General features: G+C 64.4%; 13 protein-coding genes. 10 read left to right on the forward strand and 3 right to left on the reverse strand.

What is annotated here, in order from left to right:
* Positions 1–10 precede the first annotated feature (10 nt).
* From DH10_RS07195 to DH10_RS07240, 10 genes are all read left to right on the forward strand, one after another.
* Positions 11–1,522: an aldehyde dehydrogenase family protein gene (locus tag DH10_RS07195; protein WP_192255438.1), complete on the forward strand. Its 1,512-nt coding sequence runs from the start codon at positions 11–13 to the stop codon at positions 1,520–1,522.
* 57 nt (positions 1,523–1,579) lie between these two features.
* On the forward strand, positions 1,580–2,833 hold the full coding sequence (locus tag DH10_RS07200) for an ABC transporter substrate-binding protein (protein WP_192255440.1): 1,254 nt from the start codon (positions 1,580–1,582) through the stop codon (positions 2,831–2,833).
* Positions 2,834–2,961: 128 nt separating this feature from the next.
* Positions 2,962–3,921: a carbohydrate ABC transporter permease gene (locus DH10_RS07205; RefSeq protein ID WP_192255442.1), complete on the forward strand. Its 960-nt coding sequence runs from the start codon at positions 2,962–2,964 to the stop codon at positions 3,919–3,921.
* Positions 3,918–4,862, forward strand: coding sequence for a carbohydrate ABC transporter permease (locus DH10_RS07210; protein ID WP_192255444.1), 945 nt, complete (start codon positions 3,918–3,920; stop codon positions 4,860–4,862). Before DH10_RS07205 ends, DH10_RS07210 begins: the two co-directional genes overlap by 4 nt.
* Positions 4,863–4,884: 22 nt before the next feature.
* Positions 4,885–6,000, forward strand: coding sequence for an ABC transporter ATP-binding protein (locus DH10_RS07215; protein ID WP_192255446.1), 1,116 nt, complete (start codon positions 4,885–4,887; stop codon positions 5,998–6,000).
* A 5-nt stretch (positions 6,001–6,005) separates the two neighbouring features.
* Positions 6,006–7,523, forward strand: coding sequence for a GMC oxidoreductase (locus DH10_RS07220; protein ID WP_192255448.1), 1,518 nt, complete (start codon positions 6,006–6,008; stop codon positions 7,521–7,523).
* A complete protein-coding gene (locus DH10_RS07225) occupies positions 7,520–8,281 on the forward strand; it encodes a 3-ketoacyl-ACP reductase (RefSeq protein WP_192255450.1) in 762 nt (253 codons plus the stop codon). Before DH10_RS07220 ends, DH10_RS07225 begins: the two co-directional genes overlap by 4 nt.
* Before the next feature lie 12 nt (positions 8,282–8,293).
* Positions 8,294–9,922, forward strand: a complete 1,629-nt coding sequence (locus tag DH10_RS07230) for a GMC family oxidoreductase (RefSeq protein WP_192255452.1) — start codon at positions 8,294–8,296, stop codon at positions 9,920–9,922.
* Positions 9,923–9,932: 10 nt separating this feature from the next.
* The gene (locus DH10_RS07235; RefSeq protein ID WP_192255454.1) at positions 9,933–10,250 is read left to right on the forward strand and encodes a Dabb family protein; all 318 of its coding nucleotides are present in this window, start codon (positions 9,933–9,935) and stop codon (positions 10,248–10,250) included.
* A 92-nt stretch (positions 10,251–10,342) separates the two neighbouring features.
* Entirely contained in the window at positions 10,343–11,560 is a 1,218-nt protein-coding gene (locus tag DH10_RS07240) for an MFS transporter (protein ID WP_192255456.1), read from the forward strand.
* A 55-nt stretch (positions 11,561–11,615) separates the two neighbouring features.
* Here the strand turns inward: DH10_RS07240 and DH10_RS07245 are convergent, their stop codons facing one another.
* The 3 genes from DH10_RS07245 to DH10_RS07255 form a co-directional block, all read right to left on the reverse strand.
* Positions 11,616–12,461, reverse strand: coding sequence for an EamA family transporter (locus tag DH10_RS07245; protein WP_192255458.1), 846 nt, complete (start codon positions 12,459–12,461; stop codon positions 11,616–11,618).
* A 7-nt stretch (positions 12,462–12,468) separates the two neighbouring features.
* On the reverse strand, positions 12,469–13,386 hold the full coding sequence (locus tag DH10_RS07250) for an endonuclease/exonuclease/phosphatase family protein (protein WP_192255460.1): 918 nt from the start codon (positions 13,384–13,386) through the stop codon (positions 12,469–12,471).
* Between the two features lie 245 nt (positions 13,387–13,631).
* Entirely contained in the window at positions 13,632–15,182 is a 1,551-nt protein-coding gene (locus tag DH10_RS07255; protein ID WP_192255462.1) for a cation:proton antiporter, read from the reverse strand.
* Positions 15,183–15,302: the final 120 nt, after the last annotated feature.

Consider the following 15,302-nt stretch of genomic DNA (forward strand, 5'->3'; position numbering starts at 1 on the left):
AGAAAGCACGATGAACGCACCCCTCAACATTGCCATGCCGGCCGAGGCGTCCCAGGCGCCGAAGACTTACAAGCTTCTCATAGACGGCAAGCATGTCGACGCCCGTGACGGCCGCACCATCGAGCGCAGCAGCGCTGGCCACGGCTTTACCGTTTCGCGTTACGCCCAGGCCGGCGTCGCGGAAGTGGAAGCCGCGGTCCAGGCCGCGCACAGGGCCTTCGAGAAAGGTCCCTGGCCGCGCATGAACGCGTCGGAACGCGCCGCTGTGCTGCTCAAGGCGGCCGACCTGATCGAGACCCGACTGGAACAGATTGCCAGGCTCGACGCGCTGGAATCCGGCAAGCCGATCGCCCAGGCGCGCGGCGAGATCGGCGGCGCCGTCGACATCTGGCGCTATGCCGCCTCGCTTGCCCGCACGCTGCATGGCGAAAGCTATGCCAATCTTGGCGACTCCATGCTGGGCGTGGTGCTGCGCGAGCCGATCGGCGTCGTCTCGATCATCACGCCGTGGAATTTCCCGTTCCTGATCATCAGCCAGAAACTGCCCTTCGCGCTCGCCGCCGGCTGCACTGCGGTGGTGAAGCCGAGCGAGATGACGTCGGCCTCAACCTTCGTGCTCGGCGACATCCTGCTGGAAGCGGGCCTGCCGGCCGGCGTCGTCAACATCCTCGCCGGCTTCGGCGCCGATGTCGGCGCGCCGATGGTCAGCCATCCGCTGGTCGAGATGGTCTCCTTCACCGGCTCGACCCGCGTCGGCAAGATGACCATGGCCGCCGCCTCGAATTCCTTGAAGAAGGTTTCGATGGAGCTCGGCGGCAAGAACGGCCAGATCGTCTTCCCCGACGCCGACCTCGAAGCGGCGGCGGACGCCGCCGTGTTCGGCGGCTTCTTCAACGCCGGTGAATGCTGCAATGCCGGCAGCCGGCTGATCGTGCATGCGGCGATCGCCGACGACTTCCTCGGCGCGGTCAAGGCGCTGGCCGAGAAGGTTCGCGTTGGCGACCCACTTGACGACCGCACCAAGGTCGGCGCCATGATCTCGGCCGACCACATGGAAAAGGTAGCCGGCTATGTGACGGCGGCCAGGACCGACGGCGGCGACGTCTACAGCGGCGGTGGGCAACTCGCCTCCAACGCCGGCCAGTATCTCGACCCGACCATCGTGCGGGGCGTCACCGAGGACATGGCCATCGCCCGCGAGGAAGTGTTCGGGCCGGTGCTGTCCGTGCTCACTTTTGAAACGATTGAAAAGGCATTGCACATCGCCAACAACACGCCCTATGGTCTGTCTGCGGGTGTGTGGAGCGCCAGCATCGACACGTGCATGTCGGTGGCGCGCGGTGTGCGTTCGGGGACGGTTTGGGTGAACACGTTCATGGAAGGTTATCCCGAACTGCCCTTCGGCGGCTACAAGCAGTCCGGTCTTGGACGCGAACTCGGCAAACGCGCCGTCGAGGACTATACCGAGGAAAAGACTATCCAGTTTCATCGCGGCCAGCGCACCGGATGGTGGGTCGGCTGAGTTGGGAACCCCGGCGGACATCCGCCGGTGATGTGCATGCAACAAGGGAGGTAGTACATGTTGCGCAAACTGCTTATCGGAACGGCTCTTGCGACGAGCTTTGCGTTCTCGGCGCATGCCGCGGACGTCAAGGAAGTGCAGATGCTGCATTGGTGGACGTCGGGCGGCGAAGCGGCCGCTCTGAACGTGCTGAAGCAGGATCTGGCCAAGGAAGGCTACGCCTGGAAGGACGTGCCGGTGGCCGGCGGCGGCGGCGACGCCGCCATGACCGCGCTGAAGGCGATGGTCGCGGCCGGCAACTATCCGACCGCCTCGCAGATGCTCGGCTACACCGTGCTCGACTATGCCGCCGCCGGCGTCATGGGCGACTTGACCGAGACCGCGAAGAAGGAAGGCTGGGACAAGTCGGTTCCGGCCGCCCTGCAGAAGTTCTCCGTCTATGACGGCAAGTGGGTCGCGGCTCCCGTCAACGTCCACTCCGTCAACTGGCTGTGGATCAACAAGGCGGTGATGGACAAGATCGGCGGCACCGAGCCGAAGACCTTCGACGACTTCATTGCCCTTCTCGACAAGGCCAAGGCCGCGGGCGTCATCCCGCTGGCGCTCGGCGGCCAGAACTGGCAGGAAGCCACCATGTTCGACTCCGTCGTGCTGTCGACCGGCGGGCCGGAGTTCTACAAGAAGGCGATGAACGACCTCGATGAGGAATCGCTCAAGTCCGACACGATGAAGAAGTCGTTCGACAACCTTGCCAAGCTCGTCACCTATGTCGACCCGAACTTCTCGGGCCGCGACTGGAACCTCGCCACCGCCATGGTCATCAAGGGCGACGCGCTGGTTCAGGTCATGGGCGACTGGGCCAAGGGCGAGTTCCACGCCGCCAAGAAGGAGCCGGGCACGGACTTCCTGTGCTATCGCTTCCCCGGCACCGACGGCAGCGTGATCTACAACTCCGACATGTTCGGCATGTTCAACGTTCCGGACGACCGCAAGGCCGCCCAGGTCGCTCTGGCCACCGCCACTTTGTCGAAGAGCTTCCAGTCGGCCTTCAACGTTGTGAAGGGTTCGGTCCCGGCCCGCACCGACGTGCCTGACACCGACTTCGACGCTTGCGGCAAGAAGGGCATCGCCGACCTGAAGAAGGCCAATGAAGGAGGCACGCTGTTCGGCTCGCTGGCCCAGGGCTATGGCGCGCCTCCGGCTGTTGCCAACGCTTACAAGGACGTCATCTCGAAGTTCGTCCACGGTCAGATCAAGACCTCGGACGAGGCCGTGACCGAGCTGGTCAAGGCGATCGACGACGCCAAGTAAGGCGTTTTGCCGTAAACTCGAGTCTCCCCCGCTTCGGCGGGGGAGGTCTCCTGTCGAGACGATATCCGGGATTTGCCTGGCGTGTCCGCGCGCCGGCCGGTCACCGCTAACCGGTACTGGATGAGCCAATGAGCACAGTTGCCGAAACCACTGCGAAGCTGACACCGGAACACGACGCCCGCCCCAGCGCGTCCGTCCGCACGCGATTGCAGGATCTGCTGCCGAAGATCGTTCTGGCGCCGAGCTTCGCGGCGACGATCGTCTTCGTCTATGGCTTCATCCTGTGGACGATCTATCTGTCATTCACCAACTCCAAGACCTTCCCGTCCTATGACATCACCGGCGCCCGCGCCTACCAGCGGCTATGGCGCTGGACCTTCGAGAGCGACCCGCCGTCGAGCTGGTACACCTCGATCACCAACATGGGCATTTTCGGTTTCCTCTATATCCTGATCTGCCTGGCGCTCGGCCTGTTCCTCGCCATCCTGCTCGACCAGAAAATCCGCGGCGAAGGCGTGTTGCGGCCGGTCTACCTCTATCCGATGGCGCTTTCCTTCATCGTCACTGGCGTCGCCTGGAAATGGTTCCTCGATCCCGGCCTCGGCCTCGAGCAGACGCTGCATCAATGGGGCTGGACGAGCTTCCATTTCGACTGGATCAAGAACAAGGATTTCGTCATCTACACTGTGGTGATCGCCGGCGTCTGGCAGGCTTCGGGATTCATCATGGCGATGTTCCTGGCCGGGCTTCGCGGCATCGACGGCGAGATCATGAAGGCGGCGCAGATCGACGGCGCCACAACCTTCCAGCTCTACCGCCGCATTGTCATTCCGCTGCTGCGGCCGGTGTTCCTGTCGGCCTTCATCGTGCTCGCCCACCTCGCCATCAAGTCCTACGACCTTGTCGTGGCGCTGACCAGCGGCGGCCCGGGCGGCTCGGCCTGGCTGCCGTCGAACTTCATGTATGAGTTCACCTTCAAGCGCAACGAGATGGCGGTCGGCTCCGCCAGCGCGGTGATCATGCTGATGACGCTGACCGCCATCATCGTGCCTTACCTCTATTCCGAGCTCAGGGAGAAGCCGCGATGAGCGCGATCACCTCACCGGCCCGCCAGGCCTCGAGCGGCGTCAGCGCCAGGACGATCAACCGCATCGTCATCTATGGTCTGCTCGCGCTGTTCGCGCTGTTCTACCTGATGCCGCTCTTCGTCATGCTGGTCACCTCGTTCAAGACCATGGACGAGATCCAGAACGGCAACATGCTGGCGCTGCCGCAGTCGCCGACCATCGCGCCCTGGTTCAAGGCTTGGGGCGAAACCTGCGTCGGCCTCACCTGCGCCGGCATCAAGGGCTACTTCTGGAACTCCATCAAGATGGTGGTTCCGGCGGTGCTGATCTCGACGCTGCTCGGCGCCCTCAACGGCTACGTGCTTACCAAATGGCGCTTCCGCGGCCACACGCTGGTCTTCGCGATGATGCTGTTCGCCTGCTTCATTCCGTTCCAGTCGGTGCTTTTGCCGATGGCGACGATCCTCGGCAGCATCGGCCGCTTCGGCGTCACCTTGCGGAACGCGACCGGGTTCAACTTCGGCCTCGGCAATTCGACGGTGAACCTGGTCTTCGTCCATGTCGTCTACGGCCTGGGCTTCACCACGCTGTTCTTCCGCAACTACTACGAGGCCTTCCCGACCGAGCTGGTGAAGGCGGCGCAGGTCGATGGCGCCTCTTTCTTCCAGATATTCCGCCGCATCATGCTGCCGAACTCGATGCCGATCTTCGTCGTCACCGTCATCTACCAGTTCACCAATATCTGGAACGACTTCCTGTTCGCCTCGGCCTATGCCGGCACCGGCGACGTGATGCCGATGACGGTGGCGCTGAACAATGTCGTCAACACCTCGACCGGCGTCGTCGAATACAACGTCAACATGGCCGCGGCGATGATCGCCGCGCTCCCCACCTTGCTCGTCTATGTCGTCGCCGGCCGCTACTTCGTGCGCGGGCTGATGGCAGGCGCGGTCAAGGGCTGACCTCTTTCTTGAAGGAACGACCATGGCTTTTCTGGAAATTGATGGGCTGAAGAAGCGTTTCGGGAATGTCGAGATCCTGAAGGGCATCGATGTCGAGCTCGAAAAGGGCGGCTTCCTCGTTCTGGTTGGCCCGTCCGGCTGCGGCAAGTCCACGCTGCTCAACACCATCGCCGGCCTGGAGCAGATCACCGAAGGCGAGATCCGCGTCGATGGCCGCGCGATCAACGATCTGCACCCGTCGAAGCGCGACATCGCCATGGTGTTCCAGAGCTACGCGCTCTATCCGAACATGACGGTCGCCGGAAACATCGCCTTCGGCATGGAGATGCGCGGCGTGCCGGTGGCGGAGCGGCAGAAGGCGATCGACAAAGTGGCCAAGATCCTGCAGATCGGCCACCTCCTGCAACGCAAGCCAAGCCAGCTTTCCGGCGGTCAGCGCCAACGCGTCGCCATGGGCCGGGCGCTGGTCCGCGACCCGAAGCTCTTCCTGTTCGACGAACCGCTCTCCAATCTCGACGCCAAGCTGCGCGTCGACATGCGCATCGAGATCAAGCGCCTGCATGCGACCACCGGCACCACGATCGTCTATGTCACGCACGACCAGATCGAGGCGATGACGCTGGCGACCAAGATCGCCGTGATGCGCGACGGCGAGGTGCAGCAGTTCGGCACGCCGGCCGAGATCTACAACAACCCTACCAACGTCTTCGTCGCCGACTTCATGGGCTCGCCCGCGATGAACCTCATCCCGGCCAAGATCGGCGCCAATGGCAGCGGGCTTTCCGTCGTGCTCGATCGCGAGGCGCGCCAGCCGATCACGCTGTCGCTGCCCGGCGCGCCGGCAGGCCTTGCTGCCTTCAAGGACAAGGCGGTTATCTTCGGCGTGCGTCCCGAAGCGCTGACCGATCCGGAAGGTGCGGAGCGCAACGGGTCCGAGATCGCCACCGCCGACTGCCACATCGAAGTGGTCGAGCCGGCTGGATCGGATACTTTCGCGGTCACCAACCTGGGCGGCAAGGGTGTGGTGGCGCGGCTGCGGGCGGACGCCAGGATTCAGCCCGGCACTAGCACGCCGCTGGCCTTCAACCTGAGCAAGGCGGTGTTCTTCGACCCGGCGACCGAGAAGCGTATCCTCTAACGATTATGACAAATCCGGATATCGTCATCATCGGCTCCGGCATTGGCGGCGCCACGATCGCCTCTGGCTTGGCCGGCAGCGGCGCCTCGATCTTGATCCTGGAGCGCGGTGAACCGCTACCCGCGACGCCGCATGCGCGCTCGACGCGATCGATCTTCGTCGACGAGCACTACCGGCCGAAGGAGATGTGGCGCGAGGCCGGCGGCGCGGCCTTCAACCCGGGCAACTACTACTATGTCGGCGGCAATTCCAAATTCTTCGGCGCGGTGCTGATCCGCTACCGCAAGGAGGACTTTTCCGAGCTCGAGCATTTCGGCGGTGTGTCACCCGCCTGGCCGTTTTCCTACGACGAGTTCGAACCCTGGTATTCGAAGGCCGAGCAGCTTTTTCGCGTGCGCGGAACGCTCGGCGAGGATCCGACCGAGCCGTTCCACTCGATCCCCTACGCCTTCAAGCCGGTGCCCGACGAGCCCTCGATCGCGCGCGCCCGCGCCGAACTCAAAGGTCTTGGCCTGCATCCGGCCTCGCTGCCGCTCGGCGTCGACATCGAAGCCTGGCTGAAAGAGGGCAAGACGGGTTGGGATGCTTTCCCGAACACCGGCCAGGGTAAGATCGACGCCCAGACTGGACCGCTGACGGCGGCGCTTTTGGACAAGAACATCAAGCTCGAAACTGGCGCCCATGTCGACTGGCTCGAGGCATCGCCGGACGGCAACTCGATAGCCGCCGTCCACTACACCCAGAATGGCTCGCAAAAGACGTTGTCGCCGAAACTGGTCATCCTCTCGGCCGGCGCGGTCAACTCCGCCGTCATCCTGCTGCGCTCGCCGTCGCCCAATACCGGTACGAAAGGGGGCAAGGGCCTGGCCAACAGCTCCGACCAGGTCGGCCGCAATTTCATGAACCACAATTCGAGCGCGATGCTGGCAATCGACCCGCGCCGCCGCAACGATGCCGTCTACCAGAAGACGCTGATGCTCAACGACTACTATCTGTCGGACGGCAAGGGCGGCAAACCGCTGGGCAATGTGCAGTTGCTCGGCAAGATCGACGGCAACATGCTGCGGGCCAATGTCAAGCTGGCGCCGAAATTCGCGCTCGATTTCATGGCCGGCCACGCCGTCGACTGGTATCTGATGTGCGAGGACCTGCCCGATCCCGAAAGCCGCATCATGGTCGACGGCAAGGAGATCGTCATGCAGTGGCAGCGCTCCAACATGCAGTCGCTAGAAGGCCTGACCAAGGTGATGCGCGAGAATTTTCGTGCCTGCGGCTATCCGATCGTGCTGTCGCGCCCCTTCGACAAGCGCACGCCCTCGCACCAGTGCGGCACGGTGAAGATGGGCAACGATCCGGCAACAGCGCCGCTCAATCCCTTCTGTCGTGCCTTCGACCACCGGAACCTGTTCGTCGTCGACGCCGGCTTCCTGCCGACCTCCGCCGCGGTCAATCCGGCGCTGTCGATCGCGGCGCAAGCGCTGCGGGTCGCTGATCACATCCGCAAGATGGACCTCGCCGCATGAGCCGCCCGGCAGCCATCGTCACCGGCGGCGCGCGCGGCATCGGCCTCGCCTGCGCCGAGGCGCTGGCCGATGCCGGCTTCGACATTCTTGTCGCCGACCTCGCGAACGACCCCACCAAACGGCTTATAGAGAACATCACGACGCGTGGTGCAGCGTTCGCCTACCATCGCTGCGATATTGCCAAACTTTCCGATCACGCAACGCTTGTCGGTGCCGCCATGCGCGCCTTCGGGCGCATCGATTGCCTCGTCAACAACGCCGGCGTCGGCGCCGTCGTGCGCGGCGATCTTCTTGAGCTGAAGCCGGAGAACTTCGATCGCGCACTTGCGATCAATCTGCGCGGCACGATGTTCCTGACCCAGGCTGTCGCCAAGGCCATGCTTTCGGCGCCCGTCGCATCGGCCAGATCGATCATCACCATCACTTCGGTCAGCGCCGCCATGGCCTCGCCTGAGCGTGCCGACTACTGCATTTCGAAGGCCGGCCTTTCCATGTGGGTGAAGAACCTGGCGCTGCGGCTCGCGGCGGAAAACATCGGCGTGTTCGAGGTGCGGCCGGGCATCATCCGCACCGACATGACAGCGGGCGTTTCCGCCAAATATGACGCGCTTATCGATGGCGGCCTGGTGCCGGCCAAACGCTGGGGCGAAGCCGCCGATATCGGCGCGGTGGTGGCAGCGTTGGCTTCCGGCAAGTTCGGCTTCTCGACCGGGTCGGTCATCGATGTCGACGGCGCGCTTTCCGTGCCTCGCTTGTAAGTGAGTGGAACAATGGCTGACTACATCATCGTTGGCGCCGGTCCGGCCGGCTGCGTTCTTGCCAACCGGCTGAGCGAAGATCCTTCTCATTCGGTCCTTCTCCTGGAAGCCGGCGGCAAGGACTGGCATCCGCTGATCCACATGCCGGCGGGCTTCGCCAAGATGACCAAGGGCATCGCCTCCTGGGGCTGGTCGACGGTGCCGCAGAAGAACATGAAGAACCGCGTCTTCTGGTACACGCAAGCCAAGGTGGTCGGCGGCGGCTCGTCGATCAACGCGCAGATCTACACGCGCGGCAACGCCCGCGACTACGATGCCTGGGAGAAGGAAGAGGGCCTCGCCGGCTGGGGTTATCGCGACGTGCTGCCCTATTTCAAGCGCGCCGAGAACAACCAGCGCTTCGCCAACGACTATCACGGCGACCAGGGGCCGCTCGGCGTCTCCAACCCGATCTCGCCGCTGCCGATCTGCGAGGCCTATTTCCGTGCCGGCCAGGAGATGGGCATCCCGTTCAATCCGGATTTCAACGGCGCCAGCCAGGAGGGCGTCGGCTACTATCAGCTTACCCAGAAGGACGCGCGGCGCTCCTCTGCGTCGGTCGCCTATCTGAAACCGATCCGCGACCGCAAGAATTTGACGGTCAGGACCGACGTGCTGGTCACCCGCGTCGTCGTCGAGACGGGCCGCGCCGTAGGCGTCGAGATCGTCGACCGGCCGGGTGGCGAGAAGACGATCCTGCGCTCGAACCGCGAGGTGGTAGTCTCCTCCGGCGCCATCGGCTCGCCGAAGCTTCTGATGCAGTCCGGCATCGGCCCGGCCGACCACCTGAAGTCGGTCGGCGTGACGCCCGTCCACGACCTGCCCGGCGTCGGCTCGAACATGCAGGACCATCTCGACCTGTTCGTCATTTCCGAATGCACCGGCGACCACACCTATGACAACTACGGCAAGCTGCACCGCACCATGTGGGCCGGTCTGCAATATCTGCTTTTGAAGAAGGGCCCGGTCGCCTCCAGCCTGTTCGAGACCGGCGGCTTCTGGTACGCCGACCCGACCGCCGCCTCACCCGATATCCAGTTCCATCTTGGCCTCGGCTCCGGCATCGAGGCCGGCGTCGAGAAGCTGAAGAACCCCGGCGTGACGCTCAACTCCGCCTTCCTGCGCCCGCGCTCGCGCGGCACGGTGCGGCTGAAGAGCGCCGACCCGGCCGATCATCCGCTGATCGATCCGAACTACTGGTCCGATCCGTATGATCGCGACATGTCGATCAAGGGGCTCAGGCTGGCGCGCGAGATCATGCGGCAGAAGGCGCTTCAGCCTTATGTGCTGCGCGAGGTGCTGCCCGGCCCTGCCCTGCAAAGCGACGCCGACCTCTTCGACTATGCCTGCCGCACCTCGAAGACCGACCACCACCCGGTCGGCACCTGCCGCATGGGCCATGACGCAATGAGCGTGGTGACGCCGGACCTCAGGCTGCGCGGCATAGAAGGCCTGCGCGTCTGCGATGCGTCGGTGATGCCGCGTGTTCCCTCCTCCAATACCAATGCGCCGACAATCATGGTCGGCGAAAAAGGCGCCGACCTGATCCTCGGCCGCGAGCCATTGCCGCCGGCCGTTTTCAAAGGCAACCAGGCGGCTTGAGGGAACATCGATGATCAGGCACTGCGTCTTCGTCCGCTTCCGCGACGATGTCTCCACCTCCGAGCGCGCGGCGATCCACGCCGACCTCGAGGCGCTGCGCTCCGTCATCGACGGCATGGGCAAGGTTCATTTCAGCGCCAATGTCAGCCCCGAGCCCTTCGCGCGCGGCCTCACGCATGGCTTCACCATCGACTTCCGCGATGCCGGCGCCCGCGACGCCTATCTAACGCATGAAGCCCATCAGCGCGCCGGCGCTCGCCTGGTTGCCGCGCTCGAAGGCGGCACCGACGGGCTGATGGTGTTCGACCTCGAATTTACGGAAATGTGACCGCCGGTTCACCGAAAACCGGCAAACCAGCCGTTCTCTTTTGCGCGCCGTGGAACATATCGCCCCCGGGGGATGCAAAGGAGAGAAACGCCTTGAACCTCACCACCGAGCAGAAGAAAACCGTAGTCGCATCATTCCTGGGCTGGACGCTCGATGCTTTTGATTTCTTCCTTCTGACATTCCTGCTTACCGATATTGCCAGTGAATTCCAGACCGACGTCCCGGCAGTCTCCAAAGCACTGTTCCTGACGCTCGCCACGCGCTTCATCGGCGCGTTCTTCTTCGGCATGCTAGCCGACAAATACGGCCGCAAGCCCATCCTGATGCTGAACATCGTCAGCTATTCGGTGATCGGGGCGCTGGCCGCTTTCTCGCCCAATCTCGGCATATTCCTGGCCCTGCGCGCGCTGTTCGGCATCGCCATGGGCGGCGAATGGGGCCTCGGCAGCTCGCTTGCCATGGAATCCATTCCGCCAAGCGCGCGCGGCATGGTCTCGGGCATCCTGCAATGCGGCTATCCCGCCGGCTATCCGCTCGCGGCGGTGGTCTACGGGCTGCTCTACGGGCAGACGATCGGCGACTTCACCATCGGCTGGCGCGCCATGTTCCTGCTGAGCTTCGTGCCGGCGCTGATCGTGCTCTTCATCCGCTCGCATGTCCCGGAATCGCCGGCATTCGTCGAAGGCCGAGCGCAGGCGCGGCCAGGCCTTCTCGAAACGCTGCGGCAGCACTGGGGCATCGCGGTCTATGCCGTCGTGCTGATGATGTTCTTCAACTTCTTCAGCCACGGCACGCAGGACCTCTACCCGACCTTCCTGAAGAAGCAACACGGTTTCGATCCGCACACGGTGAGCTGGATCACCATCGTCGCCAATATCGGCGCCATTATCGGCGGTCTGGCCTTCGGCGCGCTGTCGGAAAAGATCGGCCGCGTCAACGCCATCACGATTGCCTGCGTGATCGCCTTGCCGACCATTCCGCTGTGGGCTTATTCGACCACGCCCTTCATGCTGGCGCTCGGCGCGTTCGTCATGCAGGTAGCGGTGCAGGGCGCCTGGGGCGTGATCCCGGTGCATCTCAACGAGCTATCGCCGGGTACCGTGCGGGCGACCTTGCCGGGCTTCATCTACCAGGCCGGCAATCTCGCCGCTTCCTATGGCGGTCCCTACCAGGCGGGTATCGCCGAAGCTCCCGGAGGCAGCTACGGCTACGCGCTGGCGTTGTTTGCCGGCGTTGTCGCCGTCTGCATCATCGTCGTCATCCGCTTCAGTCCGGAGAAGCGCGGCCAGGTGATGACCGTGTTTGGCTGATTTTTGTTTCTACGCAATTGCAGGAAAACCGCTCCACATTGTTCCTAGAATTGCTCTAACCCAGCCTGAGCGCCACGACGCCCGCGACGATGCCCAGCGCGGCCGCGGCGCGCCAGGCGGTCATCTTCTCGCCCAGTGCCAGCACCGAGATCAGCATGGCGAACAGGATCGAGGTCTCGCGAAGCGACGCAACCGAGGCGATCGGCGCCTTGGTCATCGCCCACATCACGATCCAGTAGGCGGCGCCGCTGAGCACCCCGGTGAAAAGCCCCGCCTTCCAGTCGCGCGCCAGCACGGGCAGCGACTGCGGCCCGCGAAAAGCGACGCACAGCACCAGCGCCCATGCCGCATCGCAAACGAATAGCCAGGCAGCGTAGCTGGTTGCGGTGGCGGCCAATCGCGCGCCGCTGCCGTCGGACAGCGTGTAGCTGGCGATGAAGATCGATGTGCCTAGCGCGAAGCCGACCGCGCGAAGATTGAACCGTTCGAGATGCACGCCGCCGCGAAATGACATCACCAGCGTGCCGGCTGACAGAAGCATGATGCCGAAAATGGCGAGCGGTGCCGGCACCTCTCCAACCAGGACGATGCCGCCGATTGCGGCGAGCAGCGGCGCCGTGCCGCGCGCCAGCGGATAGGTCTGGGCGAAATCGCCAGCCTTGTAGGCGCCGATCAAAAAAGTCCGGTAGCCCATATGGAAGATCACCGAGGCGATGATGTAGGGCCACACTTCGGCCTTCGGCGCTTCGACGAAGGGAAGCGCGAACAGCGCCGCAAACCCCATGCCGAGCGTCATCAGCGTGATCGACAGGAAGCGGTCGAGATGCACCTTGACCAGCGCGTTCCAGATGGCATGCATGGCGGCCGCCGACAGCACCGCGAGGAAGACGAGAAGCGTCATGCCCGCCTCACCTGCCCGCGAAGCCTGAGGCTATGCCCGGCGTTTCCAGGTCAATGTCGACCCTGAGCGGGAAATGGTCGGAAGCCACCTCGCCGATGTCGGCGCTCACCCAACGCACCCGTGCGGCCAGCATGCCGCCGACGAAGCAATGGTCGAGCCGTCGTTTCGCCAGCCTGCCGTCGATGATCTTCTCGTGCGTATGGAAGTCCGGCCCGGGCTCGCTGGCGACTGAAGCGGCATCGACAAATCCGTCGATATAGGCGGCGCCGCGATGATAAGGCGCGCTGCCCACGATGCGCCGGTACTCCGCGCTTCCCGGCTCCATGTTGAAATCGCCGAGCCAAATCGCCGCCAGCGGGTTTTCCGGTTCGGGCTCGCCGTTGCTCCAGTTGTGCTGCGGCTCGTCGTCGGCACCGCTCCACGGGCCGCCCTCGGATGGCGCGCGACGATGCTCTGCAAGCAGATAGTCGATCTGTTCCAGCCGCTCCTCGGCCGCGATATGCGCAAGATGCAGCGAGAAGACCCGCACCGGCCCCGCCGGCGTGCGGATCATGCATTCGAGCGCCGCGTTGCGGGTGTTGAGCGGCTTGAGCGTGCGCCGCAGCGGCAGCGCATGCAGCCGCGACCAGACGATCGGCAGCCTCGACAGCACCATCGTGCCGAACTGCCGCCGGCGGTTCACGACGCGGCCGTCGCGCTTTTCGCTGGCGTCCATGTCGAAGGCCGGGCCATAGACCCAGTAATAGTCGGGCAGCAGCTGCGACAGCATTTCCGGCTGGTCGTCCTCGTTGGTGCGCTGCCATTGGCGCTCCACCTCCTGCAGGGCGATGATGTCGGCGCCGTCGACAAGGCGCGCCGCGCGCGCGAGGTCATAGCGGCCGTCGCTGCCGAACCCATACTGGATGTTGTAGCTGACCAGCTTCATCGATTAACCGGCTGAATATCTCGCCACGCCAGTACCGCCTCGGCTATCTCGTTGCAATGGACCGCGGCGGCGCGCGGAATAGGCCAACTAGTCCCGCGCCGTCCGGCTGTGTTGAGATTCAGGTCAGGCCGAGCCGAAAATGGTGGCTTCCGAGAACCGGAGCGGAGCGTACTGTAAGTACGTGAGCACCGGAAGCGCAGGATGCCGCTATTTGCAGGCCGGCCTCACCTGAATATCAGCACAGCCTAGGTGGTGAGCGATTGAAACCGCCCGGCCGGAGACGCGGCCAGTTCCGACCAGTCGATTTCCTCCTCCAGGCGGTGATAGGCCTCGTCGCCGATCGTGCCGTTGCGGCGCAGTTCCTCCAGCGTGTCTCGCTGGCGGTTGATGGCATAGAGGCGCAGCCGATCGTATTCGGTCGCCGCCTGCGCGTCCTCCGGATTCTCGGCGACCAGACGCTGGGCCTCGTATTGCTCGCGCACGACCGCGGCCGCGGCCGACGTCTTGCGGCTCAACACATCGAGCGCGGCCTGCATGACGGCGACGCGCGCCTGCGCCACCTCGCGGTCGATCGTCGTGTCCCGTTCGAAATTGAGCAGGCGCAGCAGCGGCTTCAGGCTCATGCCCTGCAGCACCAGCGTGCCGAGCACGACAGCGAAGGCCGCGAGCACGATCGGATCACGGCCGGGGAAGCCGGCCGGCAAGGCAACGGCCGCGACTAGCGTCACCAGCCCGCGCATGCCGCACCAGCCGACGAGCACGGCGCCGCGAAAGGTCGGCGCGTCCCGCCTTTGCTCTTCGCTGTCGAAGCGGGCGAGCCGTCGCATGATCGCAACATAACCCAACACCCAGACGAGACGCGCCACGATGACGACGGCCAGCACCGTCGCGGCGAAGAGAAATGCATTGCCATGCCCTTCGCCGGAGAGCCGGCCGACGATCGACCGTGCCTGCAGGCCCATCAGCACGAAAGCCAGCACGTTGAGCACGAACACCGCCGACTCCCAGACCGAATAGGTGCTGACGCGGCGCCTCGCCGACATGCGGCGCGGCGCGGTGCGCGCGATGGTGATGGCATAGACGACGATGGTGATGATGGCGGAAAGCCCGATCCTGTCGGCGATGATCCAGACGGCGAAGGTTCCGGCGAACTGCACCACCGTGCTGCTTGCGGCATCCTCGATGCGTGTGAGCGTCAGCAGCGAGATGCGGCCGAACAGATAGCCGGCGGCAACGCTGCCAATCGTCGACAAAAGAACCACGGGCACCGCGTCCTTCAGCATGACCGAGCCGATGGCGGCCGAAACCGCGATCCGGTAGATCAGCAGCGCCGTGGCGTCGTTGAGCAGGCTCTCGCCCTGCAGGATGGCGGTCAAGCGATGCGGCACCTTGAACTGGCCGAGCACGGCGCTCGCCGCCACCGCGTCCGGCGGCGCGACGATGGCGCCGAGCGCGATCGCCGCCGCGATCGGCAGGCCGGCCATCTTCCAGCCGACGAAGGCGACGACCACGGTGGTGAAGGCGACGGCGCCCAGCGCCAGCAGCGCCAGCGACAGCCGGTAGCGCTTCAGGTCGCGCAACGAGGTGTCATAGGCGGCATCGAGAAGCACCGGCGCAATGAACAGCGCCAGCGCCAGTTCCGGATCGATCTCGATCGTTGGAGCGCCAGGCAGAAAGGCAATCCCGGCGCCCGCCAGCGCCAGCAGCGAGGGATACGGAACCTCCAGCCAGCGCGACACTGCTGTCAGCGCGACGGCGATCAGAAGCAGGACAAGGGTGAGCTCGAAAAGCGCCATGGTTCATCGTAGCGGCGAAGCAAGGTTGTTGGCAGTACCTTGAGACAAGATGCTGTTAATTGTCGGCGCCTTGGCCTGCCTGGAAAGAGCGTAGGCGAACAGCTTCGACTGGGGATTTCA

Source organism: Mesorhizobium silamurunense, from assembly GCF_014843825.1.
Lineage (GTDB): Bacteria > Pseudomonadota > Alphaproteobacteria > Rhizobiales > Rhizobiaceae > Mesorhizobium > Mesorhizobium silamurunense.

Coding starts and splice junctions, on each gene's coding strand:
- DH10_RS07235 (WP_192255454.1), top strand. CDS start 9,933: ATGATCAGGCACTGCGTCTTCGTCCGCTTCCGCGACGATGTCTCCACC.
- DH10_RS07195 (WP_192255438.1), top strand. CDS start 11: ATGAACGCACCCCTCAACATTGCCATGCCGGCCGAGGCGTCCCAGGCG.
- DH10_RS07230 (WP_192255452.1), top strand. CDS start 8,294: ATGGCTGACTACATCATCGTTGGCGCCGGTCCGGCCGGCTGCGTTCTT.
- DH10_RS07205 (WP_192255442.1), top strand. CDS start 2,962: ATGAGCACAGTTGCCGAAACCACTGCGAAGCTGACACCGGAACACGAC.
- DH10_RS07225 (WP_192255450.1), top strand. CDS start 7,520: ATGAGCCGCCCGGCAGCCATCGTCACCGGCGGCGCGCGCGGCATCGGC.
- DH10_RS07250 (WP_192255460.1), bottom strand. CDS start 13,386: ATGAAGCTGGTCAGCTACAACATCCAGTATGGGTTCGGCAGCGACGGC.
- DH10_RS07210 (WP_192255444.1), top strand. CDS start 3,918: ATGAGCGCGATCACCTCACCGGCCCGCCAGGCCTCGAGCGGCGTCAGC.
- DH10_RS07215 (WP_192255446.1), top strand. CDS start 4,885: ATGGCTTTTCTGGAAATTGATGGGCTGAAGAAGCGTTTCGGGAATGTC.
- DH10_RS07255 (WP_192255462.1), bottom strand. CDS start 15,182: ATGGCGCTTTTCGAGCTCACCCTTGTCCTGCTTCTGATCGCCGTCGCG.
- DH10_RS07220 (WP_192255448.1), top strand. CDS start 6,006: ATGACAAATCCGGATATCGTCATCATCGGCTCCGGCATTGGCGGCGCC.
- DH10_RS07245 (WP_192255458.1), bottom strand. CDS start 12,461: ATGACGCTTCTCGTCTTCCTCGCGGTGCTGTCGGCGGCCGCCATGCAT.
- DH10_RS07200 (WP_192255440.1), top strand. CDS start 1,580: ATGTTGCGCAAACTGCTTATCGGAACGGCTCTTGCGACGAGCTTTGCG.